This window comes from Palleronia marisminoris, from assembly GCF_900172315.1.
Classification (GTDB): Bacteria; Pseudomonadota; Alphaproteobacteria; order Rhodobacterales; family Rhodobacteraceae; genus Palleronia; species Palleronia marisminoris.
In genome coordinates this window covers 108,579-133,322 of record NZ_FWFV01000003.1, presented here as the reverse complement: position 1 = coordinate 133,322, position 24,744 = coordinate 108,579, and the positions used below count along the sequence as shown (strand labels likewise).

At 69.3% G+C, this 24,744-nt stretch carries 27 protein-coding genes; 18 read left to right on the top strand and 9 right to left on the bottom strand.

Annotation, left to right across the window (positions count from 1 at the left end):
- Nucleotides 1-11 precede the first annotated feature (11 nt).
- On the bottom strand, nt 12-881 hold the full coding sequence (locus PAM7066_RS06920; RefSeq protein ID WP_175484587.1) for a squalene/phytoene synthase family protein: 870 nt from the start codon (nt 879-881) through the stop codon (nt 12-14).
- A gap of 103 nt (nt 882-984) precedes the next feature.
- Here PAM7066_RS06920 and crtI point away from each other — a divergent pair, with 103 nt between their 5' ends.
- The 4 genes from crtI to PAM7066_RS06900 are packed head-to-tail and all read left to right on the top strand — an operon-like array spanning nt 985 to nt 5,975.
- Nucleotides 985-2,562: a phytoene desaturase family protein gene (gene crtI / locus PAM7066_RS06915; protein ID WP_085853418.1), complete on the top strand. Its 1,578-nt coding sequence runs from the start codon at nt 985-987 to the stop codon at nt 2,560-2,562.
- The gene (locus PAM7066_RS06910) at nt 2,559-4,082 is read left to right on the top strand and encodes a phytoene desaturase family protein (RefSeq protein WP_085853417.1); all 1,524 of its coding nucleotides are present in this window, start codon (nt 2,559-2,561) and stop codon (nt 4,080-4,082) included. Before crtI ends, PAM7066_RS06910 begins: the two co-directional genes overlap by 4 nt.
- Complete coding sequence (locus PAM7066_RS06905) at nt 4,066-4,851, top strand: lysophospholipid acyltransferase family protein (RefSeq protein WP_090928839.1); 786 nt, start codon at nt 4,066-4,068, stop codon at nt 4,849-4,851. Before PAM7066_RS06910 ends, PAM7066_RS06905 begins: the two co-directional genes overlap by 17 nt.
- Nucleotides 4,848-5,975: a glycosyltransferase family 2 protein gene (locus tag PAM7066_RS06900; RefSeq protein ID WP_085853416.1), complete on the top strand. Its 1,128-nt coding sequence runs from the start codon at nt 4,848-4,850 to the stop codon at nt 5,973-5,975. The genes PAM7066_RS06905 and PAM7066_RS06900 overlap by 4 nt, the downstream gene beginning before the upstream one ends.
- Here the strand turns inward: PAM7066_RS06900 and PAM7066_RS06895 are convergent.
- From PAM7066_RS06895 to PAM7066_RS18555, 4 genes are all read right to left on the bottom strand, one after another.
- Nucleotides 5,972-7,330 carry an aldehyde dehydrogenase family protein gene (locus PAM7066_RS06895; RefSeq protein ID WP_245749615.1) on the bottom strand — a complete coding sequence of 453 codons (1,359 nt, stop codon included), beginning with the start codon at nt 7,328-7,330 and terminating at the stop codon, nt 5,972-5,974. The two genes, PAM7066_RS06900 and PAM7066_RS06895, sit on opposite strands and share 4 nt — an antisense overlap.
- Nucleotides 7,327-7,842 (bottom strand): isopentenyl-diphosphate Delta-isomerase, encoded by a 516-nt coding sequence (gene idi, locus PAM7066_RS06890; RefSeq protein ID WP_085853414.1) that lies wholly within the window; start codon nt 7,840-7,842, stop codon nt 7,327-7,329. The genes PAM7066_RS06895 and idi overlap by 4 nt, the downstream gene beginning before the upstream one ends.
- Nucleotides 7,839-8,540, bottom strand: a complete 702-nt coding sequence (locus tag PAM7066_RS06885; protein WP_085853413.1) for a DUF2238 domain-containing protein — start codon at nt 8,538-8,540, stop codon at nt 7,839-7,841. Before PAM7066_RS06885 ends, idi begins: the two co-directional genes overlap by 4 nt.
- A gap of 265 nt (nt 8,541-8,805) precedes the next feature.
- Nucleotides 8,806-8,991 carry a hypothetical protein gene (locus tag PAM7066_RS18555; RefSeq protein WP_139214959.1) on the bottom strand — a complete coding sequence of 62 codons (186 nt, stop codon included), beginning with the start codon at nt 8,989-8,991 and terminating at the stop codon, nt 8,806-8,808.
- A 229-nt stretch (nt 8,992-9,220) separates the two neighbouring features.
- Between PAM7066_RS18555 and PAM7066_RS06880 the strand changes: the two genes are divergently transcribed.
- The 9 genes from PAM7066_RS06880 (at nt 9,221) to cysG (ending at nt 17,603) form a co-directional block, all read left to right on the top strand.
- On the top strand, nt 9,221-9,805 hold the full coding sequence (locus PAM7066_RS06880) for an ANTAR domain-containing response regulator (RefSeq protein ID WP_085853412.1): 585 nt from the start codon (nt 9,221-9,223) through the stop codon (nt 9,803-9,805).
- Nucleotides 9,802-10,989, top strand: coding sequence for a CmpA/NrtA family ABC transporter substrate-binding protein (locus PAM7066_RS06875; protein WP_085853411.1), 1,188 nt, complete (start codon nt 9,802-9,804; stop codon nt 10,987-10,989). The genes PAM7066_RS06880 and PAM7066_RS06875 overlap by 4 nt, the downstream gene beginning before the upstream one ends.
- A gap of 257 nt (nt 10,990-11,246) precedes the next feature.
- On the top strand, nt 11,247-11,384 hold the full coding sequence (locus PAM7066_RS18890) for a hypothetical protein (protein ID WP_175484585.1): 138 nt from the start codon (nt 11,247-11,249) through the stop codon (nt 11,382-11,384).
- Between the two features lie 4 nt (nt 11,385-11,388).
- The gene (gene nirB / locus PAM7066_RS06870; protein ID WP_085853410.1) at nt 11,389-13,821 is read left to right on the top strand and encodes a nitrite reductase large subunit NirB; all 2,433 of its coding nucleotides are present in this window, start codon (nt 11,389-11,391) and stop codon (nt 13,819-13,821) included.
- The gene (gene nirD / locus PAM7066_RS06865; RefSeq protein WP_085853409.1) at nt 13,818-14,150 is read left to right on the top strand and encodes a nitrite reductase small subunit NirD; all 333 of its coding nucleotides are present in this window, start codon (nt 13,818-13,820) and stop codon (nt 14,148-14,150) included. The genes nirB and nirD overlap by 4 nt, the downstream gene beginning before the upstream one ends.
- Nucleotides 14,151-14,177: 27 nt before the next feature.
- Nucleotides 14,178-15,023 carry a formate/nitrite transporter family protein gene (locus PAM7066_RS06860; protein WP_085853408.1) on the top strand — a complete coding sequence of 282 codons (846 nt, stop codon included), beginning with the start codon at nt 14,178-14,180 and terminating at the stop codon, nt 15,021-15,023.
- A 69-nt stretch (nt 15,024-15,092) separates the two neighbouring features.
- Nucleotides 15,093-15,215: a (2Fe-2S)-binding protein gene (locus PAM7066_RS19630; protein ID WP_175484584.1), complete on the top strand. Its 123-nt coding sequence runs from the start codon at nt 15,093-15,095 to the stop codon at nt 15,213-15,215.
- Nucleotides 15,212-16,183: a glycosyl transferase family protein gene (locus PAM7066_RS06850; protein ID WP_085853406.1), complete on the top strand. Its 972-nt coding sequence runs from the start codon at nt 15,212-15,214 to the stop codon at nt 16,181-16,183. Before PAM7066_RS19630 ends, PAM7066_RS06850 begins: the two co-directional genes overlap by 4 nt.
- A 22-nt stretch (nt 16,184-16,205) precedes the next feature.
- Nucleotides 16,206-17,603 carry a siroheme synthase CysG gene (gene cysG / locus PAM7066_RS06845; protein WP_085853405.1) on the top strand — a complete coding sequence of 466 codons (1,398 nt, stop codon included), beginning with the start codon at nt 16,206-16,208 and terminating at the stop codon, nt 17,601-17,603.
- 71 nt (nt 17,604-17,674) lie between these two features.
- Here cysG and PAM7066_RS19535 read toward each other — a convergent pair whose 3' ends face one another.
- Genes PAM7066_RS19535 through PAM7066_RS06830 form a run of 4 tightly spaced genes read right to left on the bottom strand, consistent with a single transcriptional unit; the run spans nt 17,675 to nt 19,836 of the window.
- Nucleotides 17,675-17,821: a hypothetical protein gene (locus PAM7066_RS19535; RefSeq protein WP_338061503.1), complete on the bottom strand. Its 147-nt coding sequence runs from the start codon at nt 17,819-17,821 to the stop codon at nt 17,675-17,677.
- A 2-nt stretch (nt 17,822-17,823) separates the two neighbouring features.
- Nucleotides 17,824-19,077 carry a TonB-dependent siderophore receptor gene (locus tag PAM7066_RS06840; protein WP_085853404.1) on the bottom strand — a complete coding sequence of 418 codons (1,254 nt, stop codon included), beginning with the start codon at nt 19,075-19,077 and terminating at the stop codon, nt 17,824-17,826.
- Nucleotides 19,078-19,083: 6 nt separating this feature from the next.
- Nucleotides 19,084-19,509, bottom strand: coding sequence for a TonB-dependent receptor plug domain-containing protein (locus PAM7066_RS06835; RefSeq protein WP_085853403.1), 426 nt, complete (start codon nt 19,507-19,509; stop codon nt 19,084-19,086).
- Between the two features lie 27 nt (nt 19,510-19,536).
- Nucleotides 19,537-19,836 carry a DUF2218 domain-containing protein gene (locus PAM7066_RS06830; RefSeq protein ID WP_085853402.1) on the bottom strand — a complete coding sequence of 100 codons (300 nt, stop codon included), beginning with the start codon at nt 19,834-19,836 and terminating at the stop codon, nt 19,537-19,539.
- 85 nt (nt 19,837-19,921) lie between these two features.
- Here PAM7066_RS06830 and PAM7066_RS06825 point away from each other — a divergent pair, with 85 nt between their 5' ends.
- The 5 genes from PAM7066_RS06825 to PAM7066_RS06805 all read left to right on the top strand — a co-directional run bounded on the left by PAM7066_RS06825 (nt 19,922) and on the right by PAM7066_RS06805 (nt 24,685).
- Nucleotides 19,922-20,824 carry a siderophore ABC transporter substrate-binding protein gene (locus tag PAM7066_RS06825; RefSeq protein WP_085853401.1) on the top strand — a complete coding sequence of 301 codons (903 nt, stop codon included), beginning with the start codon at nt 19,922-19,924 and terminating at the stop codon, nt 20,822-20,824.
- A complete protein-coding gene (locus PAM7066_RS06820) occupies nt 20,825-21,766 on the top strand; it encodes an iron chelate uptake ABC transporter family permease subunit (RefSeq protein WP_085853400.1) in 942 nt (313 codons plus the stop codon). It begins immediately after the preceding gene.
- On the top strand, nt 21,738-22,703 hold the full coding sequence (locus tag PAM7066_RS06815; protein ID WP_370738083.1) for an iron chelate uptake ABC transporter family permease subunit: 966 nt from the start codon (nt 21,738-21,740) through the stop codon (nt 22,701-22,703). The genes PAM7066_RS06820 and PAM7066_RS06815 overlap by 29 nt, the downstream gene beginning before the upstream one ends.
- Nucleotides 22,700-23,461, top strand: a complete 762-nt coding sequence (locus PAM7066_RS06810; protein ID WP_085853399.1) for an ATP-binding cassette domain-containing protein — start codon at nt 22,700-22,702, stop codon at nt 23,459-23,461. The genes PAM7066_RS06815 and PAM7066_RS06810 overlap by 4 nt, the downstream gene beginning before the upstream one ends.
- 78 nt (nt 23,462-23,539) lie before the next feature.
- Nucleotides 23,540-24,685, top strand: coding sequence for a TRAP transporter substrate-binding protein (locus tag PAM7066_RS06805; protein WP_085853398.1), 1,146 nt, complete (start codon nt 23,540-23,542; stop codon nt 24,683-24,685).
- The last annotated feature ends 59 nt before the right edge of the window (nt 24,686-24,744 follow it).

Genomic DNA, 24,744 nt, shown 5'->3' with positions numbered 1-24,744 from the left:
GTTCGAGATGTTCACGCGCGCACCAGCCGGGTCAGGCCCGCCGTGCCGGCGCGAAGGGCCGCGGCGCGAGTGACGGCGACGCGGGATGCCAGCGGATCCTCGCGTCTCAGCCGTGCGGACAGGTGCCGCGCGAGGGACAGGATCACCCGCGTCTCGGCCGCGAGACGGCGCGAACGGATCAGCCGGGGCAGGGCGGCGGCGCGCGCCAGTTCCGCGTCGGTTGCATCGAGCGTCCGGTCGAGCACCCGCCGCAGCGCCGGGGTAAGCTGCGCGTCCCGCAGATCATCCGGTGACGCGCCTTCCGCCTCGATCCAGTCGAGGGGCAGGTAGAGGCGCCTCAGCTTGCACCAGTCGGACCCGAGATCCTGCAGGTGGTTGAGCACCTGCAGCGCCACGCACAAGCCGTCGGATGCCGCGCAAGGCGCGTCGCCTTCGCCATGCAGCTCCAGCAGAAACCGGCCCACCGGCACGGCGGAATGCTCGCAATAGGCGCGCAGGTCTTCCCAGTCGCGGCAGATATTCCCCTCGGCATCGGCACGGAAAGCCACGAGCATCTTCGTGGCGTGACGGATGGCGCCGGGACGCCCCGCCTGCGCGAGCGCAAGTTGCAGGGCCCCGGCCGGTTGCCACGTTGCGGTGCCGGCCAGGGCGCGATCGATCAGGTCGAGGCGTGCGAGCTTCGTTTCCCGCGACAGGGCGGGATCGTCGGCGACGTCGTCGGCGGACCGCACCACGTCGTAGAACGCCAGGACCGATGGCCGCAGATCACGGGGCAAAAGGACCGATGCGACGGGGAAATTCTCGCTTTTCCGGGCGGCGGACAGCGCCTTTCCGGTGCCTGTTGACCATGCGTCGCCTTGTCGCGTCTCGAATTTTTGCATGCCGTTACTCATCCGAGACTTATCTATGCGCTTGGCTGGGACGAGCTATGACATTTCATGCCCGCGCCTCAAGCGATTGCAGATGGTAGGGATTCAGAGGCCGATGGCAAACGACAATACCGCGATAGACTTGGCCGAAGGCATACGTGCCGGCGTTGCAGGACGGCGCGTCCTGGTGATCGGCGCGGGGCCCGGAGGCCTGGCTTCGGCCATGCTCCTGCGCGCCGCGGGCGCCGAGGTGACGCTTCTGGAAAAGGAGGACCAACCCGGAGGCCGGACCGGCGCGATCCAACGTGACGGCTACACCTTCGACATCGGGCCGACATTTTTCCTTTACCCCGAGATCCTGGCCGAGATCTTCTCGGCCTGCGGTCGTGATCTGCGGGAAGAGGTGGACCTCATCCGCCTCGACCCGATGTACCGGCTGCAGTTCGACGACGGCCGTGCCATCGACGCGACCCACGACCTCGAAGAGCTGACCCGGCAGGTCGCCGCGATCGACGAGAGGGATGCCGCCCAGGTCGGCCCCTATCTCGAGGCGAACCGCGCCAAGTTCGACAGCTTCCGCACGATCCTGCAGCGCCCCTTCCTCGGGCCGCGCGACCTGATGCGCGGCGACATGACCCGGGCGTTGCCGAACTTCCGCCCCTGGTCGACGGTCGACGGGGAACTGCGCCGCTGGTTCAAGAACCCCGACGTGCGCGTCGCCTTCTCGTTCCAGTCCAAGTACCTCGGGATGTCGCCCTTCAAGTGCCCGTCGCTCTTCACGATCATCGCCCATGTCGAATACGGCTTCGGCGTGTTCCATCCGCGGGGGGGCTGCAACGCGATCACCGCCGCCATGGCCCGGATTGCCCGCGAGATGGGCGTCGATCTGCGCCTGTCCGAGCCCGTGCGTCAGCTGACGTTGAAGGGCCGACGGGCGACCGGCGCGGTGACGGACAAGGGCAGCTACGAGGCCGACGCGGTGGTGATGAACGCCGATTTCGCGACCGCCATGACGAAACTGGTGCCGGATGCCGCGCGGCGCCGCTGGACCGACCGGAAGATCGCGTCCAAGACGTTCTCCTGCTCGACCTTCATGCTCTATCTCGGGCTCGAGGGGCAGCTGCCGCTCAGCCATCACACCGTCGCCTTCTCGGGCGATTACGAGCGCAACGTGGCCGAGATCGACGCAGGGCAGGCACCGCGGGACCCCACGATCTACGTGCAGAACGCGTCGGTCACCGATCCCACGCTGGCGCCTGAAGGCCATTCGACACTCTACGTCCTGGCTCCGGTGGGCAACCTGACCGGCGGTGTGGACTGGGCGACGCTGGCGCCGTCCTACCGCGAGAAGATCCTCGACCGGCTGTCGAAGCTCGCCGGGCGCGACATCCGCCCGATGATCCGCAGCGAACTCATGTACACCCCCGCCGACTGGCAGAGCCAGATGGCGGTCTACGAGGGGGCGACGTTCAACCTGGCGCATAATCTGGGGCAGATGTTGCACCTGCGGCCGCGCAATCGCTTCGAGGATATCGACGGCGTCTACTTGACGGGTGGCGGCACGCATCCCGGCTCGGGCCTGCCGACGATCTTCGAAAGCGCGCGCATCGCCAGCCGCCTTTGCGCGACCGACCTCGACCTTCCGGGGGCCAGCGACCTGACCACCGCTCTACCCAAGGAGGCCACCATATGAGCACGACCGCGATCATCGGAGGGGGCCTCGGCGGACTCGCGGCGGCCTGCACGCTGGCGGCGCGTGGCCACAAGGTCACGCTGCTGGAGCGCAACGACTGGCTCGGCGGCAAGGCGGCGGTGCTGGAAGAAGGCGGCTACCGCTTCGACATGGGGCCGACGATCCTGACCATGCCCCGCGTGCTCGAACGCATCTTCGCCGAGGCGGGGAAGGACCTTCACGCCGAGCTCGACCTGCGCCGGCTCGACCCGCAATGGCGGTGCTTCTACGAGGATGGCGCTGTCTTGGACCTGCGCGACGACCCGGCCCTCGCGGCCGAAGAGATCGCGCGCCTGTCGCCGCAGGATCGCGCGGGGTTCAAGGATTTCATGCATGTCGCCAAGCGGCTCGCCGACGTATCGGACCGGTTCTTCTTCTGGCGCACGGTCGAGGATCTGCGCGACACGATGAACCTCAAGGCGAACATGAACCTCTCGACCCTGTCCGACGTGATGGCGCTGCGGATGCACCGCACCGTCGCCGGCCAGATCAAGAAGAACGTGAAGGACAAGCGCGTCGCGCAGATGCTGGAGCACTTCATCCAGTATGTCGGCTCGTCGCCCCTGTCTTCTCCGGCCGTCCTCTGCGGCATTGCCCAGATGCAGCAGGGCGAGGGGGTCTGGTATCCGATGGGCGGCACGCGCGCCGTGCCCGCAGCGCTCGAAAAGCTGGCGCGCGAGCTTGGGGTCGAGATCCGCACCGGCACCGGCGTCGCCCATGTCGAGACCGAGAGCGGCCGCGCCCGCGCCGTCGTCACCGACGGGGGCGAGCGCATCGCCGTGGACCGGGTCGTGTCGAACATGGACAGCGTCCGCACCTACCGCGAACTGATCGGTGGCGACGCGTGGGAATCCTTTCGCAAGTCCCGCAATCGCGAGCCTGCCTGCTCGGGCGTCGTGCTCTATCTGGGCCTGCGCGAAGGCTACGACCACCTTGCGCACCACAACTTCGTCTTCTCGCGCGATCCCGAGGAGGAATTCGGTGCGATCTACGACCGGGGCGAACCGGCGCAGGACCCCACCGCCTACCTCGCCGCCCCCGCCCGGACCGAGCCCGGCGTCGCACCGGAAGGAGGCGAGGCGCTCTATGTCCTCGTGCACACCCCCTACCTGCGCGACCACCACGACTGGTCGCGGATGCTGCCCGAATATCGCCGCGTGATCCTCGACAAGTTGAAGCGCACCGCCGGGATGCCGGACCTAGAGGACCGCATCGCGGTCGAACGCACGTTGACCCCGCAGGACATCCACGACCGCTACAACGTGCTTCAGGGCGCGATCTACGGGCTGGCGAGCCATGGCCGCGTGCTGGGCGCGTTCAAGCCCGGCAACCGCTCGCGCCAGGTCGAAGGGTTGTATCTAGCTGGCGGGTCGGCCCACCCGGGGCCGGGGATGCCGATGGCGCTGATGTCGGGCTGGATCGCCGCCGACGCCGCCGACGAGGATGCAGGCGCGGAGCGGTCCGGTGTCGCCGCCGAGTGATCCCGCCGCCCTCCGCTCGCCGCGGATGGTCGCCTTCTTCGAAAGGGTGATGCGCGGGCAGATCGCCCGCAACTTCCGCGCCCTCCGCGTGGCCAAGCCGGGCCTGCCGGAGCTGGTCCCGGACCGCCCGGTGATGGTGTTCACCAATCACCCCTCGTGGTGGGACCCGGCGGTGTTCATGGCCGTCCACGGGGTGCTGTTCCCCGGGCGCGCGGGGTTCGGCCCGATCGATGCCGAGATGCTCGAGCGCTACCGCTTCATGGCGCGGATCGGCGTCTTCGGAGTCCCGCAGGACGGCGCGCGCGGCGCGGCGCAGTTCCTGCGCACCGGGCGCCGGATCCTGGACGAGCCCGACCGCGTGATGTGGATCACCGCCCAAGGCCGTTTCGCCGATATGCGCGAGCGTCCCCTCGGCCTCCGCCCCGGCGCTGCGCACCTTCTGGCAAGGTGCCCGCAGGTGCAGGCCGTGCCGATGGCCGTCGAATACCCGTTCTGGTCCGAGCGTCGCCCCGAGGCGCTTCTCGCCTTCGGCACCCCCGTCGAGGTTTCGCCCTCCGACGGGCCGGACGCAATCGCGGCGCGGTTGGAGGCTGCGCTGACCGACACCGCCGACACGCTCGCCACCCGCGCCATCGCCCGCGACCCGGCCGCCTTCGAGAGTCTGATCGACGGACGCCGCGGCACGGGCGGCGTCTACGGCCAGTGGCAACGCCTGCGCGACCGGATGGCGGGGCGCGAGCATGTGTCCGACCACGAGCCCCGCCGATGATCCTGGCGCTCTCGATCCTGGGACTGACGCTGGCTATGCTCTTTACCGGGATGGTCGCTGCGAACCTGATGGCGTTGCGCCCGCCTTCGCCAGCGGGGCAGGGGCCGCTTCCTGCCGTATCGATCCTGATCCCCGCGCGCGACGAAGCCGGCGGCATCGGTGCCGCCCTCGATGGGGCGCTGGCCCAGACGGGTGTGACGATCGAGGTCGTGGTCCTCGACGACGGCTCGACGGACGGCACGGGGGCGATCGTCGCCGCGCGCGCCGCAACCGACCCGCGCCTGCGCCTGATCGAGGGCGCGCCGCTGCCCAAAGGCTGGATCGGCAAGACCCACGCCTGCATGCAGTTGGGTCGTGCGGCGGCGCATCCGGTGCTGTTCTTCGTGGATGCCGACGTCCGGCTCGCCCCCGACGCCGCCGCTCGGCTGGTTGCCGAGATGGAGCGCGAGGGCCTCGACCTTCTCTCGGGCTTCCCGCGGCAGATCACCCTCACGCCGGCCGAGCAGGTGGCGATCCCGCAGATCTTCACGACGCTGCTGGGATATCTGCCGATTCCCCTGTCCCGCACCCGCCCCGATCCGTCACTTGCCGCCGGATGCGGCCAGCTTCTGGCGGTCAGGCGCGCGGCTTACGACGCGGCAGGAGGGCATGCGGCTTTCGCCGCGCGGATGCATGACGGGCTGAACCTGCCTCGCAACGTCCGCGCGGCGGGGAGGCGCACCGATCTGACCGACGCTACCCACATCGCTGCCTGCCGCATGTACGACACGCCCGCCGCAATCTGGGAAGGGTTCGTGAAGAACGCCACCGAAGGCATGGCCACCCCGCGCGCCCTGCCGATCTGGACGGTGCTTCTCTTCGGAGGACACATCCTGCCGTTCCTGATGCTTGGCGTCGCGTTCGCCGCCGGGGCCGTCGCCGCTGCAGGCCTGTCGGCGCTCGCGGTGCTTCTGGTCTACGCGGCACGCATCGCCATGGCGCGGAGGCTCGACCAGTCCTGGCTCTCGGTGCTGCTGCATCCGGTGGGCGTGCTGGTTCTGTTGGCGATCCAGTGGACGGCGCTTTTGCGGGCGCGGCGAGGGGGGCAGGCGAACTGGCGGGGCAGGCGATACGACCTGGGCTAGCGCAACAGGTGACGCAGGATGCGGTCGATGTTCCTGCCGTAGGGCGGGCGCACCATGCGGGCGAGGGACCGGCGCGCGACGATCACGCTGCGGGGGCGGGTGAAGCTGCGGAACCCCTCGTCGCCGTGATAGGCGCCCATCCCCGACGCGCCGGCGCCGCCGAAGGGCAGGGATTGCACCCCCACATGCTGGACCGCCTCGTTGACCATCGCCCCGCCGGATCGCAGCGCATCCACGTCGCGCAAGGCCGCCCCAGTGTCCCGACCATAGACGTAGAGGGCCAGCGGCACCGGCCGCGCGGCCACGTAGGCACGCGCCGCGTCCTCGCCGTCATAGGGCACGAGGGGCAGGACGGGGCCGAAAATCTCCTGCTCCATGACCGGGTGATCGGGGGGCGGATCGATCACCGACCACAGCCCCATCCGCGGCGGCGCGGGCATCCGCGTCATCAGCGGCCGCGCCTCGACCCCCTCGAGCAGCCCGCCGAGACGCGCCAGATCGGTCTCGCGGGCGATGGTGGCATAATCGGCGCCCTCTGGATCGGGGTAGAGCTTGTCGGCCGCGTGGCGCAGCGCGTCCTCGAACGGGGTCATCAGCGCGCGCGGGACCAGTGCATAGTCCGGCGCGATACAGGTCTGACCGGCGTTCAGAAGCTTGCCGGCGACGATGGACTCGGCCGCTTCGGCCAGATCGGCATCGGCCCGAACGATGGCGGGTGACTTCCCCCCCAGTTCGAGCGTGACCGGCACGAGATTGCGCGCGGCACTTTCCATGACTCGCCGCCCCGTCTCGGTCGAGCCGGTGAAGAACAGCCCGTCGAGCGGCATGGCACACATCGCCTGCGCGATTTCGGTTCCGCCTGTCACGACGCGGACGCGACCCGGCACCGCCGCCTCGACCAGTCGCTTCAGCGCCTCGGACGTGCGGGGGGTATGCTCGGAGGGGTGCAGAAGCACGCGGTTGCCCCCGGCCAGCGCCGCGACCAGCGGCACGAGTGCAAGCTGCACCGGATAGTTCCACGGCGCCAGGATTCCCACGAGGCCCAGCGGCTCGCGCCGGATCCTCCCCAGTGCTGGCCACAAGTGCGGCGGCAGGATCACGCGCCTTGGCCGGCACCAGCCCTTCAGGTGTTTGCGACTGTAGCGGACTGCCTCGAGCACCATGGCGATTTCGGTCAGCAAGGTCTCCTGCCGGGGGCGGTGCCCGAAATCGGCGTCGATGGCCTCCACGAGCGCCTCGGCACCATCCCGCACGGCATCGGCCAGCGCATCGAGATGCACGCGCCGGGCCGCCACGTCCGGCACCCCCGGCTCGACGCGCAGCGCGTGGGCCGCGGCTTCCAGCGCGTCGTTCAAGTGACCAACGCGCGATGGTCGGCCAGGTAGATGCGCAGCCACGGGGTGAACGCATCGGGTCGGGCGGCGATCTCACGCTCGAGCGCATCCCACCCCATCCACCGCGTGTCGCCGACCTCGGCCGGATCGGGGTGAGGCGTCACCTTCCGGGGCAGGTCGACGGTGTAGATCTCGACGCTTTCGTGTTCGGTCAGACCCTGTCCCACATCCGCCCGGTAGGTCACCTGTCCGCGATGCACGAAGGGCGCATCGGTCGAGAGGCCAAGCTCTTCGCGCAGACGCCTGCGCGCGCAGGCGTCGGGTGTCTCCCTCCAGTGGGGATGGGTGCAGCAGGCGTTCGCCCAGAGGCCGGGTGTGTGGTATTTCGCGGCGGCGCGCTTCTGGATCAGCGTCTCGCCGCCCGCGTTGACGAAGACCGAGACGGCCTTGTGCCGAAGCCCCTCGCGGTGAACGCGCAGCTTTTCGACGGGCACAAGCTCTCCATCGATCCAGGCGGGGATGAGATCGGTCAAGACGTGCGGCCTCCTGTCCATCCGGCCGGTTTCGGCCGTGCCGTGTGTCGGGGGAAGGGGGTGCCCGGATAGGCACCGAAGACGACGGGGTTCTGCCTCAGGGCCGTCAGCAGAAGGCCGGACAAGGGCAGCCGCCAGCGCCCCCGCAGCGCCAGCTGGCCGACCATCGCGCCATAGATAGCCCCGGCGAGATTGGCGGCCATGTCGCCCATCGTGTCGGGCAGGCCGGATCGCTGCGCGTTGGTGCCGAAGAGGGCGTCGACGGTGGCCTCGAACAGCTCCCATGCCGCGCCGACGGTCGAGGCCAACCCGACGGCAAGAACCGACAGCACCCAGAGGCTGGTCCGCGGCGGCGCCCCGGCAGTAGGTAGAAGCGCGAGCGCGTAGCCGGTCAGCGCCAGAACCGCCGCGGCCAGGATGTGAAGCGACGTGTCCCAAACCAGGTCATCCTGATACAGGCCGCCCCATTCGCCCCCGACGAAGGCGGCAAGGCAGAAGACCAGGATGCCGTCCCGCAACCCCGCCGGTACCAGGATGCCGGAAAGCCAGGTGTAGACCACCGGCAGCAGCGCCATCGCGACAGCGCCGCCGGCCCCCAGGACCAGAAGCCGGTCCCCGGTCGCGATCCCGAACCCAAGAGCCCCCAGTGCGAGAGCCCACACCAGGCGCGAAAGCAGCGTTGTGACCTTGGCCTTCACGCAATCGGGCTCCTCTTCGTTTCAGGATGCAGATGCACCGCCGAAAGACACAGGAAAAGCGCGATCGAGCGGCAGAGGCAACCCTTCACCGGTTCTTCCGCGGAAGAAGGAAGAGGATCGCGGGGCACTTCATCTGCGGCGACACCGTGCCGAAAGGCCGTGGCGGCATGCGTGGTGAAGGTGATGGTGTCGCGCCGGCAGGTATGGGGTCAGAAGCCGTGTGCCCTGACCCCGAGGCACCCATGACTGCCCAGGCGCCGGGTAGTCAGGCCTTGTCCGAGGGGCTGACTACCGCAGCACCCGCGGGCTTGGACGCCGCCTTCGATGCCGCACTTGGCTGGAACTGCGTCCCGCGACGTCGTGCGCCACCGGTCCGGGCTGCTCCCTTGGGGGCGGGCACGGCAAGGAATTCTGCAAGATCGAATTTCGGCTTCATGGAAAACATGGTCATCAAGTGACGCCTTTCTATGGCGGAGGATACCGCCGCCCCCATCATATGGCGTCGCGACCGCCCTGATGTAAGCTGGTCCCGACGGAAGCGCCGGCCCCCGCTGCGGAAGCGCTCAAATTTGCGGCGGACCGCACGGAATTCGGGCGCAGCGACCGGCATCCCCGAGGGCAGGCCGCCCGCCGGATGGTTTGGCGTTGAACTCTGCGCGCCGTAGCGTTCGCTCCCGGAAATGGCGCCCAAACTCTCCATCGTGATCGTCGAGCCCGAGCCTGAAAGAGCGCGGTTGATCGTGGACGCATTGCGTGATGCGGGCGATTTCGACATCCGCGTCATCGCCGAACGCTCGGGGCTGGCGCGCCAGATCGCGCAGCGTCAGCCCGATCTCGTGCTGGTCGATGTCGCCGACCCATCGCGCGACACGATCGAAGAGCTGACCCTCGCGACCGGCCCCCTCGACCGACCCGTGGCACTTTTCGTGGATCGCAGCGACGCCGGCCTCTCGGCCGCCGCGATCGAGGCGGGACTGTCGGCCTATGTCGTGGACGGCCTCACGCCCGCCAGGGTCAAGCCGGTGCTCGACGCGGCCATCGCGCGGTTCCGCATGATGCAGCGGATGCGGACCGAACTGGCCGAGACCAAGCGCGCGCTTGAGGACCGGAAGGTGATCGACCGCGCCAAGGGGATGCTCATGCGCGCCCGCAACATCCCCGAGGAAGAGGCCTACGCGCTTCTGCGCAAGACCGCGATGGACCAGGGCCGCCGCGTGGCCGACGTGGCCGAGGCGCTGGTGACGGCCGCCGGGCTTCTGGGATGAGGGCGACGGCCCTCCCCGTGGGCTTCCTGCCGCTGGTCGACGCCGCCCCCCTGATCGTCGCCGAGGAAATGGGCTTCGCCGCCGAGGAAGGCCTCGCCCTCGACTTCCTGCGCGCGCCCTCATGGGCCTCGCTGCGCGATGCGCTGGTGCACGGGCAGGTCCGCGCCGCCCACATGCTGGCGCCGGTGCCGATCGCCTCGGCGCTCGGGGTCGGCGGGGGCAACACGCCGCTGGCCGCGCTGTCGGTGCTGTCGGTCAACGGCAATGTCGTGGGGGTCAGCGCCGCGCTGGCCGAACGGATGCGCGAGGCGGGACACAGGTTCGGCTTCGACGACGCCGCCGCGGCGGGGCAGGCGCTGATCGCGGCGGCCGAGATGCCCCTGCGCATCGGCGTGCCCTTCCCGTTCTCGATGCATGCCGAGCTGATCTACCACTGGCTCTCGGCGCTCGGTCTGCCCAGCCCGCAAAGCCTGATCGTCCGCACCGTGCCGCCGCCGCTCATGGCCGAGGCGATCCGCGCGCACGAGATCGACGCCTTCTGCGTGGGCGAGCCCTGGGGCACCGCCGCAGTCGAGGGCGGGGTGGGCGAGCTTCTGCTGCCCGGCAACGCCATCTGGGCCTTCGCGCCCGAAAAGATCCTGGCCGCGCGGGCCGACTGGGCCGACGAGGCGCCCGACCTGTCGGCGCGGCTGGTCCGGTCGGTCTGGCGCGCGGGACGGTGGCTGGATGCGGGCGCCGCCAACCGGTCCCTCGCGGCCGATCTGATGTCGCGGCCGCACTACCTGAACCTCGCGCCCGACCTGATCGAACGCGCGCTGTCTGGCCGCATCGTCGTGTCCCCGCGGGGCGAGACCCGCGCCACCCCCCGTTTCGTGGTCTTCCACGAAGGTGCCGCGGCGTTCCCGTGGCGCAGCCAGGCCGCCTGGATCGGCGCGCGGATCGCGGGGCGCATGGGGCTCGACCAGGCGCGCGCCATGGCGGCGGCGGCCGGAACCTTCCGCAGCGACCTGTTCCGCGAGGCCCTGTCCACGACCGGCGCGATCCTGCCCGCCGCCTCGGCGCGAATCGAGGGCGCGCTGGCCGCGGATCAGGCGGTTCCGGCCATGTCGGGCAGCCTGACGCTCTGTCGGGACGCCTTCTTCGACGGCGCAGCGTTCGACCCGGCGTTTCTGAACCGCCCATGAATCGTGCAGCCCCGCCACTTTGTGCTGCATCGCGGCGGGGCAGGGCGGGGAATGCGCCGAAACCCCTTCACACGGTAAAACGCCCGACCTCAAGGTGAAGCTGTCGGCAGGCAACGACGCCCGCCGCGACATGACTCCCCGAATGACCGGGACGCTGAGCAAAGCCGCTCGACCCTCTGCCTTCCCACGCGAAGGCGGTGTGTCGACGGCTTTTTTTGTTTGGCCGGTCCCCTCCGGCCCGAAGACAGGAACGACGCATGAGACGTATCCTCCCCGGCCTCTTGGCCTCTACCGCACCAGATCGCTTCATGCTGGCAGGGCGGGCGGTGATGACGACCGGCCAATCGCAGGCGGCCTCCGACCAGTCCATGCCCACCGCCATCCGAGCGGAGTGACAACATGACCCAGAAACTCGTGATCATCGGCGCCGGCATGGCCTCGGGCCGCTTGCTGGAACATCTGTTCGAGGCGGGCGGCGACTGGGACGTGACCCTGTTCAACGCCGAGCCGCGCGGCTGCTACAACCGCATCATGCTGTCTCCCGTCCTGTCGGGCGAGAAGACCTACGACGAGATCGTCACCCATAACGCCGCCTGGTACGAGGAGCGCGGCGTGACCTGCCGCTTCGGCGAGAAGGTCGCGCAGATCGACCGCGCCGCGCAGACGGTCACCGCCGAAAACGGCGAGATCCTGGCCTATGACGATCTGGTCATCGCCACAGGCTCGCAGCCCTTCATCATCCCGCTGCCGGGCCACGATCTGGACGGGGTGATCGCCTATCGCGACCTCGAGGACACGCAGCGCATGATGTCGCTGGGGCAGGGCACGCGTGCCGTCGTCATCGGCGGCGGCCTGCTGGGCCTCGAGGCGGCCGCCGGGCTTCACGCGCGGGGCGTCGAGACGACGGTGGTGCACCTGATGGGCCACCTGATGGAGCGTCAGCTGGACGAGGCGGCGGGCTACCTGCTGCGCAAGGAACTGACGGATCGCGGCATCGACGTACGCTGCTCGACCAACTCGAAGGAGATCGTCGGCAAGGATGGCAAGGTTGCGGCGCTGAAGCTCGACACGGGCGAGGAGCTGCCCTGCGACCTTCTGGTGATGGCCGTCGGCATCCGGCCCAACGTGGCGCTGGCGCAGGCGGCTGGGCTGGCGGTCGGAAAGGGTATCCACGTGGACGACCGGCTCGGCACCTCCGATCCGCATATCCACGCGCTTGGCGAATGTGTCGAGCATGAGGGCGCGCTGTTCGGCCTTGTGGCACCCCTCTACGACCAGGCGAAGGTGCTGGCGGCGACGCTGGCGGGGCAGGAGGCGGCGTTCCGCCAGAAGCAGTTGTCGACCAAGCTGAAGGTCACGGGCTGCGATCTGTTCAGCGCGGGCGACTTCGCCGACGGGGAAGGGCGCGAGGATATCGTGTTCCGCGACCCCGCGCGCGGCATCTACAAGCGGCTGGTGATCGAGGGCGACCGCCTGATCGGAGCCGTCATGTATGGCGACACCGCCGACGGCAACTGGTTCTTCGGCCTCATCAAGGACGGCACCGAAATCAGCGAGATGCGCGACACGCTGATCTTCGGCCCGGCCTATCAGGGGGGTGCCGCCGCGGACCCTTTGGCCGCCGTTGCAGCCTTGCCGGCTGACGCCGAGATCTGCGGCTGCAACGGCGTGTGCAAGGGGCAGATCGTAGGCGCGATCGAGGGCGGCGCGACCGACCTTGCCGCGATCAAGGCCAAGACAAAAGCCAGCGCCTCGTGCGGGACCTGCACGGGGCTGGTCGAGCAAGTGCTGGCCTCGACGCTGGGCGACGACTTCGTCCTGCCCGCCGCGGCCACCGTCTGCGGCTGCACCGACCTCAGCCACGAGGACGTGCGCCGCCTCATCAAGGCGCAGGAGCTGAAGTCCCAGCCGGCCGTCTGGCAGGAACTGGGCTGGAAGACCCCGAACGGCTGCCATGTCTGCCGCCCGGCGGTGAACTTCTACCTGCTGGCGGACTGGCCGCTCGACTACGTGGACGACCCGCAAAGCCGCTTCGTGAACGAGCGCAACCACGCCAACATCCAGAAGGACGGCACCTATTCCGTGATGCCCCGCATGTGGGGCGGCATGACCACCGCGGACGAACTGCGCGCGATTGCCGAGGCCGCCGACAAGTACGGCGCCACGGTGAAGGTGACGGGCGGCCAGCGGATCGACCTTCTGGGCATCCACAAGGAGGATCTGCCCGCGATCTGGGCCGACATCAACGCGGCCGGCATGGTCTCGGGGCACGCCTATACCAAGGGCCTGCGCACGGTGAAGACATGCGTCGGCAAGGACTGGTGCCGCTTCGGAACGCAGGACTCGACCGGCCTCGGGATCACGCTGGAAAAGCGGCTGTGGGGGTCGTGGACACCGCACAAGGTCAAACTTGGCGTCTCCGGCTGCCCCCGCAACTGCGCCGAGGCGACCTGCAAGGATATCGGCATCGTCTGCGTCGACTCGGGCTACCAGATCGGCGTCGGCGGCGCGGCTGGCATGGACGTGAAAGAGGTCGTGCGCCTGCACGACGCCCGCACCGAGGCTGAGACGATCGAGTGGGTCGTCGCCTTCGTCCAGCTTTACCGCGAGCACGCCAAGTATCTCGACCGAGCCTACAAGTGGCTCGCCAAGGTGGGCCTCGACTGGGTGAAGGAGACGCTCTCGGACCCCGCCACCCGCGAAGCGCTGGTCGAGCGCTTCGACATCTCGCAATCGGTCTACCAGCACGACCCCTGGGCCGAGCGGGCCACCCCGGCCACGGCGCGCCAATACGCGCCGCTTGCCGATCTTACCCTGGAGGCTGCGGAATGAACTGGATCGACATCGGAGCCCTCGACGACATCCCCCTGCGCGGCGCGCGGCGGGTCAAGACGACCCAAGGCTGCGTCGCCGTGTTCCGCACCGCCGAGGACGAGGTCTTCGCGACCTCGGCCAGCTGTCCGCACCGGAACGGCCCCCTCGACGAGGGGATCGTCCACGGCCGCAAGATCACCTGTCCGCTGCACAACTGGGTGTTCTCGCTGGAAACCGGCGAAGCCCAGGGTGCCGACGAGGGCGCCATCGCCACCTACGCCGTGCGGGTCGAGAACGGGCGCGTCCTTCTCGACGGCACGGCGCTCGCCCGCGCCAGCGCGGCCTGACCACCCCCTCCACGAAAGGAGCTTCCCATGTCCTACGTCACACCAGCCGAGTTCGCCACGAAGATGGTCGACGCCGGAGAGGCCAAGGCCAAGATGTCCACCACCGATACGCTGATCCGAGCCTACATGGCCGGCGCGATCCTTGCGCTGGCCGCCGCTTTCGCGGTCACGATCACGGTCAATACCGGCAATCCGCTGGTCGGTGCGCTGCTGTTCCCGGTGGGCTTCTGCATTCTGTACCTCTTGGGCTTCGACCTTCTGACGGGAGTGTTCACGCTCGTTCCGCTGGCGGTGTTCGACCGCCGGCCCGGCGTCGACATGAAGGCGCTGTGGCGCAACTGGGGCCTCGTCTTCGCGGGCAACTTCGCCGGTGCGATGACGACGGCAATCTTCATGGCGATCATCATGACGATGGGCTTCACGGTCGCGCCCGATGCGGTGGGGCAAAAGCTGATGGATATCGGCCACGCACGCACCGTGGGCTATGCCGAGGCTGGTGCGGGCGGCATGCTGACGCTCTTCATCCGGGCCGTGATGTGCAACTGGATGGTCTCGACCGGCGTGGTCGCGGCGATGATGTCCACCAGCGTCTCGGGCAAGGTCCTGGCGATGTGGATGCCGATCCTGATCTTCTTCTACCTCGGATTCGAGCACTCCATCGTCAACATGTTCCTCTTCCCCATCGGCCTGATCCTGGGCGCCAGCTTCACCTGGAGCGACTACCTGTTCTTCAACGAGATCCCCACGGTTCTGGGCAACCTCGTCGGCGGCCTGACCTTCGTGGGCGCGATGATCTACGCCACCCACTACAAGTCCGACGTGACCACCTCTGTCGCCGAGACCGCGAACATGCGCGTCACGCCCGCCGAGTGATCCCCCTTCGGGCGCACCGACCTGCCCTCGGCCCGCAGCTACCGGGGCCTCGACGATCCGACGCCTTGCGTGGCGGCCCTGACGGTCGGTGCGGTCGGACGGGCCTTGTCCGCGGGAACGAATTGTGGATCGTGCCGCCCCGAGATTGCGGCGCCGATCACCGCAGCCACCACCACGGAGGCCGTCGAATGAGCCTGGCACCATACGTTCGCATCCTCGCCCGGGGGCAGGGCCGCGCCCGGTCCTTCACGATGGACGAAGCCTTCGAGGCCATGCGCCTGATCCTCTCGCCCGAGGCCGACCGCGAGGCCGTTGGCGCGATCCTCATGCTGATGCGCATGAAGGGCGAGACGGCGGAAGAGATCGCGGGGTTCGCCGCCGCCGCCCGCACCGATCTGGGGCCGTGGCCGGGAGAGGCCCCGGCGCTCGACTGGCCGACCTACGCCGCGGGGCGGTCGCGGGGTCTGCCGTGGTTCCTGCTGTCGGCGCGGCTGGTGGCGTCGGCCGGCGTGCCGGTGCTGCTGCATGGCTGGAACAGCCACCAGTCAAAGGGCGCCTCGGTTCGCGATGCACTCGGACCCCTGGGCATCCCGCAGCCGGGCAGCACCGAAGCGGCGGCGGATGCGTTGGGGCGCAAGGGGCTCGCCTACCTCCCGCTCGAGACTTTCAGCCCCGGTCTGATGTCGCTCTTGCGGTTGCGCGACGTGCTGGGCCTGCGCTCCTGCGTGAACACCGTGTGCCGGATGCTGAACCCCGCCGCGGCGCCCGCCGCCGTGCAAGGCGTCTTCCACCCCTCCTACCGCGAGCTTCAGGCCGATGCGGCGCGCCTGCTCGCCCTCGACCGGCTGACCGTCCTGAAAGGCGGCGGGGGCGAGTTCGAGCATCACCCGGCCAAGGACATCGCCATCTTCGGCCTGCGCGACGGCCAGCCCTGGACCGGGCTGACCGGCCAGCCCCTCGACGCGCATCGCCGGCTGGCGGATGCACCCTCGGACCCCGGGGCGCTGACGGCGATCTGGACCGGCGAGCGGCAGGACGACTTCGCCGAGGCGATCGTGCTTTCGACCGCCGCACTGGCGCTCGACACCGCCGGAATCGCCGAACCCGAGGCCACCGCCCGCAACCTGTGGGACGCCCGCGCCCGCGACCTCGCCGCCTGACCCCCGCCTGCAGGAGCCTGCCATGCACAGCTTTCCCATGTTCATCCGTACCACCGGCCGCCGGGTCGTCATCGCCGGCGGGGGAGAGCAGGCAGCGCAGAAGGCGCGTCTGATGCTCAAGACGGACGCGCAGCTGATCCTCGCCGCGCCCGAGCTCGACCCCGAGCTTTCGGCGCTGGTCGCTTCCGGGCGAGCGACCCACCATACCGGCGCGATCACGCCCGAGCTGTTCCGCGGCGCGGCCATGGCCTTCGTCGCGACCGGCTGCCCGGGGCTGGACGCCAGCCTGCACGCATTGGTGAAGGTGGCGGATTGCGCGGTGAACGTCGTCGACCAGCCGGCGCTGTGCGACCTGACCACGCCGTCGCTGGTGGATCGCGACCCCGTCGTCGTGGCCATCGGGACGGAAGGAACGGCCCCGGTCCTCGCCCGCCAGATCAAGACCCAGGTCGAAGAGATGCTGCCCCCGAACCTCGGCGGGCTTGCGGCCTTCGCCGGACGGATGCGGGACAGCGTCGCGCAGCGCGTCCCGCGCGAGGGGCGGCGCGCCTTCTGGCGCTGGGTCTTCGCCGATGCCCCGCGGACGCTCTGGACCCGCGGGGCCGAGCGCGAGGGGGCGCAGCGGATCAAGGAGGCGATCGCGGAGGGTGCCGCGCCCGGCGAACGCGGCGGCGGCTCGATCGCGCTGGTTGGCGCGGGGCCGGGCGCGCGCGACCTGCTGACCCTGCGCGCCGTTCAGCGCCTGCAGGAGGCGGACGTGATCTTCTACGACCGGCTGGTCGAGGAAGACGTGCTGGAACTGGCCCGCCGCGATGCCGAGCGGGTCTATGTCGGCAAGGTCGTCGGCGCCCATGCCTGGCCGCAGGACCGGATCAGTGCGGCCATCGTTGCCGAGGCGCAGAAGGGCCGCCGCGTCGTGCGCCTGAAATCGGGCGATCCGGGCATCTTCGGCCGCCTGACCGAGGAACTGGACGCCGCCCGCGCGGCAGGCGTCACCTGCGAGATTGTCCCCGGCGTCACCGCCGCCTGCGCCGCCGCCGCCTCGGCCGGGATGCCGCTGACCGCGAGGGGCGAGACGGATACGCTCGTCCTCACCACGGGACGGCTGCGCGACGAGGGCGAAATGCCCGACTTCGCCCCCCATCTCCGGCCCGGCACGACGCTCGCCTTCTACATGGCCACGGCCGAGGCCGGCCGGATCGCGGAGCGGATGATGCAAGCGGGCGTGGCGGGAACGGCCGAGGTCACGGTGGTCGCGTCGGCGACGAAACCGGCCGAGGCGACGGTCCGCACCTCGGTGGCGGACCTGGCGGCGACGATCGCGGAACAGGGGATGAGCGGCTGCGCGATGATCATCGTCAGGCTCCCCCGAGCGGCGGCCGCTGTGGCGACCTGCGGGCCGCGTCTGGCGGTCGGCTGAGGTTCGCGCGCAAGGAAGGACCCGGCCGGACGGGATAAGCTCCGGCCGGGCCCCCTGTCAAACCAAGCGCGTCAGAAGCGCGTGGTCAGGGACGCGGTGAGGGTGCGGGGCTCGCCACGGAAGTTGAAGACCGTGGGCGAGCCGACGCGGGTGTAGTATTCCTTGTCGAGCATGTTCTCGACGCCGACCCGTAGTTCCGACCCGATATCCTTCGCCACGCTCAGATCGACGACCGCATAGCCCGGCGCTTCGACGCGCCGCGACGAGAAATCGCTGACGCCCCGGATGCGACCGCCAAAGCTCCACCCGTCCAGCGCACCGCCTTCGACGTCGTAGACGCCCGAGAGCTTGTAGATGTTCTCGGCGTGACCTCCGAGAAGACGAGGCCGGCACTCGGGCCTTCCGTGATTTCCGTATCGGTATGGGTGTAGCCCGCCGAGAGGTGCAGGTTCGGTACGATCTCGCCCGCCACTGCCAACTCGAGGCCCTGGGCGCGCATCTCTTCGTCCGCTGCGAAGTAGTTCTCGCCGACCACTGCGACGGGCCGGTTCACCTGGTCGAGGCGGAACAGCGCGGCAGAGGCGTTGAGCCCGAAGCCGAGCTCGGCCTTCACGCCGATCTCGTATTGCTGGCCCTCGGTGGGGTCGAGCGTCTCGCCATCCGCGTCCACCGCGATCTGAGGCTGGAAGATCTCGGAATAGCTGGCGTAGACCGTGGCCACGGGGCTGATGTCGTAGGTCAGGCCGGCGAAGGGCGTCAGGTGGGCGTCTTCCTCGGTTTCGTCGGGGATGCCATCGTCCACGACGGTGGTGCTGTCGTACCAGGTCAGGCGCGTCCCGCCGATCAGGGTCAGCGGCTCGATCGGGTTGACCCGAAGCTGCGAGTAGAGGCCCGTCGCGGTGTATTCGCTGTCCTGCAGGGTGGAATAGACCGCGTCGGGGCGGTCCACGTCGCCGACATCCCAATCGTCGAGGTCGAAGGACCCCGGAATCCTTCCGCGCGCAGTCGCGGTGGTCGAATCGACCCGCTGGTGGTCGATCCCGATCAGCGCGGTGCCGGTGACGCCGCCAAGCATGAAGGGCAGCTCTGCATGGGCGTCGAGCGCGGTCGAGTCCTGCTCGAACTGCCGGCCCAGATAGGCAAGCGACGAGACCACGTTTTCCGCGTCCGCCGAACTTCCGGCATAGGCGTACAGGAAATCGGCTTCCTGGCGCGACTGGCGGACCGAGAATTTCAGCCTCCCGCCATTGCCCAGCTGGTGCTCGGCCGCGAAGGTCAGGTCATCGACCCGGTTGTCGAACGCGTTCCAGTCCGCCGCAGTCGTGGTGTCGGCGTCGAGATATAGCAGGTCACCGTCGGCATCCGTCGGCAGGCCGTTGAAGGGGGCGATGTCGCGCTCGAGATGGCTGGCCGAGAAGGTCAACGTGGTGTCGGGCGTGACGTCCCGGGCCAGCGTGCCGTAGGCCACGGCCACGCCGTTCTACTGCTTGTCCACGAAACCGTCGCCGTCGCCATAGGCCACGACTGCCCGTCCGCGGAGCGTGCCGCTTTCGTTCAGGGCGCTAGTGACGTCGGCCTCTACGCGGGCGTGGCCGTTGCTGTCCAGCTGCGAGGTGAACGCGCCGCCGAACTCGGGCCGGGCCTGCTTGAGGCGCATGTTGATCGAGCCGGCAGGCTCGCCCGTGCCGATGAACAGGCCCGAGGGACCCTTCAGGATCTCGACATGATCGACAATGGCGACGTCGGGCTGCGTGCCGTAGATCGAGCTGACCGGGGCGGGCAGGCCGTCGAAATAGAGGTAGTCGAACTCGTACCCACGTGAAAACAGCGACGACCGTCCGACATCGTTGTTCAGCACCAGAAGGCCCGGCGCATCGTCCAGTGCCTCTCCGCAGGCCGCTGGCATCGCAGCGGCGGGATCATCGACCGGGGATCAGGCGGCGCTTTGCCAGGTGACGGTCTTGACCTCTTCGCGGAAGGCGAACCGACAAAGGTGGTTGTCGATCACCTGCCGGGCCTTCAGAAGGCCGTCCTCGTCGGGCGCGGCGAGCCGCACGTCGAGCCGCGCATCCGTCGCCTCGAGATGCGCCTTGCCGAAGGGGAAGTCGATCTCGCCGGTGTCATCCGTCAAACGCGTCTCGACCTTGTGGGCGAAGTGCTTGCACAGCTGCTTCATGTATTGCCGGGCGTTGGCCGACTCGAAGGTGCCGGCGTCGTGGATAGGGTCTTGCATGTGCCCGTTTCCTGAGTTCAAAGGTCGGATATACATTATGTCTGGCCCACAGGGTCGGCCTTGTCCAGAGCCGAGGAGCCCTCGCATGAAGTCCATCGCTGCAGCCGCCCTTGTCGCGGCGCTTCCCGTTGCCGCATTCGCACAGACCGTCACCGTCGAGGACGCGCAAGACGAGGTCACCGTGCCCGCCAACCCCGAGACCGTCGTGGTGCTGGACCTTGCCGCGATCGACACGATGTCGGCCCTGGGCATCGAGATCGACGGCGTCCCGGACATCGCGCCCCCGTCCTACATGGAGGACGCCTTCGCCGAGGCGCAGATCGTGGGCACCCTGTTCGAGCCCGACTTCGAAGAACTGGCCGTCATGCAGCCCGACCTGATCGTCGCCGGCGGCCGGTCGCAGGCGCAAGTCGACGCTTTGTCCGAGCTTGCTCCGACGCTCGACATGACCATCGAGGACGGCGACATCGTGGCCCAGGCCAAGGCGCGCGCCGAGGCCTACGGTGCGATCTTCGACCGCACCGACGCCGCGGACGAGGCGATTGCGGCGCTCGAGGCGGATATCGCCGAGGCGGCCGAGGCCGTCGAGGGCAAGGGCGACGCGCTGATCCTGCTGGCCAATGGCGGCAAGATCTCGGCCTATGGCAGCAGCTCGCGCTTCGGCTGGATCCACGGCGCGCTCGACCTTCCCGAGGCCCGCGAGGGACTCGACACGGAAACCCACGGCGAGGCCGTGTCCTTCGAGTTCGTCGCCGAGACCGATCCCGACTGGATCCTCGTCATCGACCGTGGCGCCGCCATCGGGCAAGAGGGCGAGGCCGCGCAAGCCACGCTTGACAACCCGCTGGTGCAGGGCACCAAGGCCGGGCAGGCGGGGCAGATCGTCTACCTTGATTCCGCGCGCATCTACCTGGCCGGCGGGGGCATCCAGTCCATGCGCGGCACGCTCGACGAACTCACTCAGGTCTTCGGCGACTCGGACGGCTGAGTGCTGCGCGCCCTCGCCATAACGGGCGCAGTCCTGCTGGTGGGGGCGAGCCTGTCGATCGGCGCGGCCGACCTGTGGGCCGGCGAACTCGACGCCGGCCTCGTGGTTGCTGTCAGCCGCTTGCCACGAACGCTGGCCGCGTTGCTGGCCGGGGCGGGGCTGGCGCTGGCCGGTGTGGTCACGCAGCTTGCCCTGCAGAACCGGCTTGTCGAACCCGGCCTGACCGGCACGCCAGAGGCCGCGATGCTGGGCCTGCTGGGCGTCACCATCGTGGCGCCGGGTGCGGCGCTGATGGTCAAGATGAGCGTGGCGGCGGTGGCGGCGCTGGCCGGCACGGCGGGGTTCTTCGCGCTGGCCGCCCATGTGCCCAGGCGCGACCCGATCCTGTTGCCGCTGGTCGGCCTCATCTATGGCGGGATCCTCGGCGCGGCGGTGCTGTGGCTGGGTTGGGTGACCGACCTTCTGCAATATGTCGGCGCCTGGGCTTCGGGCGAGTTCTCGGGCGTGCTGCGCGGCCGCTACGAGCTCTTGTGGCTGATCGCCGCCATCGCCGGCGCGATGTGGATCGTCGCCGACCGCATCACCCTGCTGAGCCTTGGCGAGGACCGGGCGCGGAGCCTCGGCCTCGACTACCGGCAGACGCTGGCGATCGGCCTTGCCATCGTCGCGGTCGCGGTCGCGGCGGTGGTGGTGACGGTGGGCGCGCTGCCGTTCGTGGGCCTCGTGGTGCCCAACGTGGTCTCGCGCCTCTGGGGCGACAACCTGCGGTCCAACCTGCCCGCCGTGGCCGCTTTGGGCGGGTTCATGGTGCTGGCGGCGGACGTCATCGGCCGGGTCTTGCGCTTCCCTTACGAGATCCCTGCCGCCACCGTCTTCTCCGTCTTCGGGGCCGCCGTGTTCCTGTGGCTTCTGCATGCTCCGCTGGCGGCGCGACGTGGCTGAGCGGCGGCTCATCGGGCTTTCGGCCGCGCTTGCGCTGGCCACGGCGCTGTTCCTGGCGTGGCACCTGCGCGCACCGGTCGGGCTGATCCTGTCGCTGCGATTCGAGAAGCTGGCGGCGCTGATCCTCGTGGGCGCCGCGGTCGGCGCGGCCACGGTGCTGTTCCAGACCGCCGCGGGCAACCGCTTGATCACGCCCGGCATCGTCGGGTTCGACGCGCTCTTCGTGTTCCTGCAGACAAGCCTCGTGCTGACCCTGGGCGGCGCCGGCTTCTCGCAGATCCCGGTGCTGCCGAAATTCCTGATCGAGACGCTCTGTCTGTCGCTCGCCGCCACCGCGCTCTTCGCGACGCTGCTTCGTCGCGGGGCGGACGACATCCTGCGCACCATCCTGACAGGCGTGATCCTCGGCTTCCTGCTGCGCGGGCTGGCGAACTTTGCGCAGCGCATCCTCGAGCCGTCGGAATTCGCGGTGGTGCAACAGGCCACCATCGCCTCGTTCGGATCGGTGGACGGGCAGCTTCTGTGGATCGCGGCACTGGCGCTGGGGATCGCGCTTGCCCTTGCGTGGCGCATGGCGGGGCAGCTCGACGTTGCCGCGTTGGGGCGCAGCAAGGCGCTGACGCTGGGGCTGGCCTATGACCGCACGATCGTCCTCGCGCTGACGCTCGTGTCGGTGATGGTGGCGGTGTCGACGGCGCTGGTGGGGCCGGTCACGTTCCTGGGGCTTCTGTCGGCCAGCCTTGCCTATCGCGCCACGGGCACGCATCGCCATGCGGTGCTGGTGCCCGCCGCCGCGCTGATCGGCGCGACGATCCTCGTCGCCGGGCAGTTCGTGTTCGAACGGGCCCTGGGCTACCAGTCGGCCATGTCGGTGGTGGTCGAGTTCGCGGGCGGGCTGCTGTTCCTGGTGCTCGTGCTGAGGAAGGAGCGGCGATGATCGAGACGCGGGACCTGAGCATCGCGCGGGACGGCACCGAAGTGCTGAGCGCGGTCGACCTGTCGCTGCCGCCCGAAGGCATCACGGCGATCATCGGGCCGAACGGGGCGGGGAAATCGACCCTGCTGCACGCGATGGCCGGGCTTCTGCGTCCGCAGGGGGGGCAGGTTTGCCTGTCGGGGCAGGACCTGGCCGCGATGGCCCCGGCCGAGCGTGCCAAGGCGCTGGCGCTGCTGACCCAGGAGCAGAGCGTCACCGCGCGCCTCTGCGTCGGCGACCTGATCGCCTTCGGGCGCTGGCCCCACCACCGCGGCAGGCCCGGCCCGGCCGACCACGAGGCCGTCGAGGACGCGATCGCAGCCTTCGGTCTCGCGCCGTTCCGCGACCGCAGCCTCGATACCCTGTCCGGCGGCCAGCGGCAGCGGGCCTTCGTCGCGATGGCCTACGCCCAGACGACGCCGTGGATCCTGCTGGACGAGCCGCTCTCGGCACTCGACCCGCGCTATGCGCACGACATCATGCACCGCCTGCACGGCCTTTCGCGACCGGGGCCCGAGGCGCGCGGCATCCTGATCGTCGTCCACGACCTTGGCATCACCGCCCGCTTCGCGGACCGCATCGTGGCGCTGAAGGACGGGAGGCTCTACGGCGCAGGCGCGACCAACGACCTGATGACCGCCGACTGGCTGAGCAATCTCTACGACACCCCGATGCAGGTGGCCGAGATCGACGGCCGCCGCATCCCCTTCGCCGCCTGAATGACCCGCCACGCCGTTGCATCGCCCCGGTTTTCTGCCAAAGTGGCCGCCGGATTGAATGCACCAGGGAGGATCACCATGCATCGCAGGAAGTTTCTGACGACGGCCGCCATCGGCGGCGCAGGGGCCGGAGCGCTCGCTGCACCGGCCATCGCGCAATCCTCGCCGCAGGTTCAGTGGCGCTGCACCTCGTCCTTCCCGCAGGCGCTGGACACGATCTATGGCGGCGCCACCGATGTGGCCGACTACGTGCGCGAGGCGACCGACGGTGCCTTCGACATCCAGGTCTTCGCGGGCGGCGAGATCGTTCCCGGCCTGCAGGCCGCCGACGCCGTCCAGAACGGCACGGTCGAGATGTGCCACACGGCCGCCTATTACTATGTCGGCAAGTCGCCCACCTGGGCGCTGGGAGCCGTGGTTCCCTACGGCCTGAACAACCGGGGCATGAACGCCTGGCTCTACTACGGTGGGGGCCTCGACCTGCTCAACGGGTTCTACAACAGCCAGGGGCTGCACTACCTGCCCGCGGGCAACACCGGCACGCAGATGGGCGGCTGGTTCCGGGAAGAGATCGGCGGGCTTTCGGACATGGACGGCCTGCAGATGCGGATCGCCGGCCTTGCCGGCCAGATCATGGAGCAGATCGGCGTCGTGCCCCAGCAGATCGCGGGCGGCGACATCTACCCGGCGCTGGAACGCGGCACGATCGACGCGGCCGAGTGGATCGGCCCCTATGACGACGAGAAGCTCGGCTTCTATCAGGTCGCGCCCTACTACTACTATCCCGGCTGGTGGGAGGGGAACCTGACCCTCAACGTCTTCGTCGGTAACGACGCGTGGAACGGGCTGCCCGACACGTACAAGAGCCTGCTGCAGACCGCCTGCCGCGCCGCCAATACCGAGATGATGGCGGAATACGACTACAAGAACCCGACGGCGCTGCGGTCGCTCGTCCAGCAGGGCGCGCAGCTGCGCGCGTTTCCGGACGACGTGCTGAACGCGACCTATGACGCCGCGCTGGCGCTCTATTCCGATCTGCGCGGCAGCGCGGACGGGTGGTCGGACATCTACGACAGCATGATGGCCTTCCAGGCCGAGCACTTCCTGTGGCAGCAGGTCGCGGAGCAGAACTTCGCGCGCTTCATGCAGCAGAAGCAGGCGAACGGCCTGCTTCCGGCGCAGATTTCGGGTGCCGGTTCGGTCGGCGGCGGTTCCGCCAACTGACCGCGATACCTCGAGAAGTCGAAAGGCCCCGGGTGATCCCCGGCGCCTTTTTTGTTGGG

Coding starts and splice junctions, on each gene's coding strand:
- PAM7066_RS06835 (WP_085853403.1), bottom strand. CDS start 19,509: ATGCCAGCGGCCTGCGGAGAGGCACTGGACGATGCGCCGGGCCTTCTG.
- PAM7066_RS18890 (WP_175484585.1), top strand. CDS start 11,247: ATGAGACGTATCCTCCCCGGCCTCTTGGCCTCTACCGCACCAGATCGC.
- PAM7066_RS18555 (WP_139214959.1), bottom strand. CDS start 8,991: ATGACCATGTTTTCCATGAAGCCGAAATTCGATCTTGCAGAATTCCTT.
- cysG (WP_085853405.1), top strand. CDS start 16,206: ATGCACAGCTTTCCCATGTTCATCCGTACCACCGGCCGCCGGGTCGTC.
- PAM7066_RS06880 (WP_085853412.1), top strand. CDS start 9,221: ATGGCGCCCAAACTCTCCATCGTGATCGTCGAGCCCGAGCCTGAAAGA.
- nirB (WP_085853410.1), top strand. CDS start 11,389: ATGACCCAGAAACTCGTGATCATCGGCGCCGGCATGGCCTCGGGCCGC.
- PAM7066_RS06860 (WP_085853408.1), top strand. CDS start 14,178: ATGTCCTACGTCACACCAGCCGAGTTCGCCACGAAGATGGTCGACGCC.
- PAM7066_RS06805 (WP_085853398.1), top strand. CDS start 23,540: ATGCATCGCAGGAAGTTTCTGACGACGGCCGCCATCGGCGGCGCAGGG.
- nirD (WP_085853409.1), top strand. CDS start 13,818: ATGAACTGGATCGACATCGGAGCCCTCGACGACATCCCCCTGCGCGGC.
- PAM7066_RS06920 (WP_175484587.1), bottom strand. CDS start 881: ATGCAAAAATTCGAGACGCGACAAGGCGACGCATGGTCAACAGGCACC.
- PAM7066_RS06830 (WP_085853402.1), bottom strand. CDS start 19,836: ATGCAAGACCCTATCCACGACGCCGGCACCTTCGAGTCGGCCAACGCC.
- PAM7066_RS06850 (WP_085853406.1), top strand. CDS start 15,212: ATGAGCCTGGCACCATACGTTCGCATCCTCGCCCGGGGGCAGGGCCGC.
- crtI (WP_085853418.1), top strand. CDS start 985: ATGGCAAACGACAATACCGCGATAGACTTGGCCGAAGGCATACGTGCC.
- PAM7066_RS06910 (WP_085853417.1), top strand. CDS start 2,559: ATGAGCACGACCGCGATCATCGGAGGGGGCCTCGGCGGACTCGCGGCG.
- PAM7066_RS06810 (WP_085853399.1), top strand. CDS start 22,700: ATGATCGAGACGCGGGACCTGAGCATCGCGCGGGACGGCACCGAAGTG.
- PAM7066_RS06900 (WP_085853416.1), top strand. CDS start 4,848: ATGATCCTGGCGCTCTCGATCCTGGGACTGACGCTGGCTATGCTCTTT.
- PAM7066_RS06825 (WP_085853401.1), top strand. CDS start 19,922: ATGAAGTCCATCGCTGCAGCCGCCCTTGTCGCGGCGCTTCCCGTTGCC.
- PAM7066_RS06815 (WP_370738083.1), top strand. CDS start 21,738: ATGCTCCGCTGGCGGCGCGACGTGGCTGAGCGGCGGCTCATCGGGCTT.
- PAM7066_RS06875 (WP_085853411.1), top strand. CDS start 9,802: ATGAGGGCGACGGCCCTCCCCGTGGGCTTCCTGCCGCTGGTCGACGCC.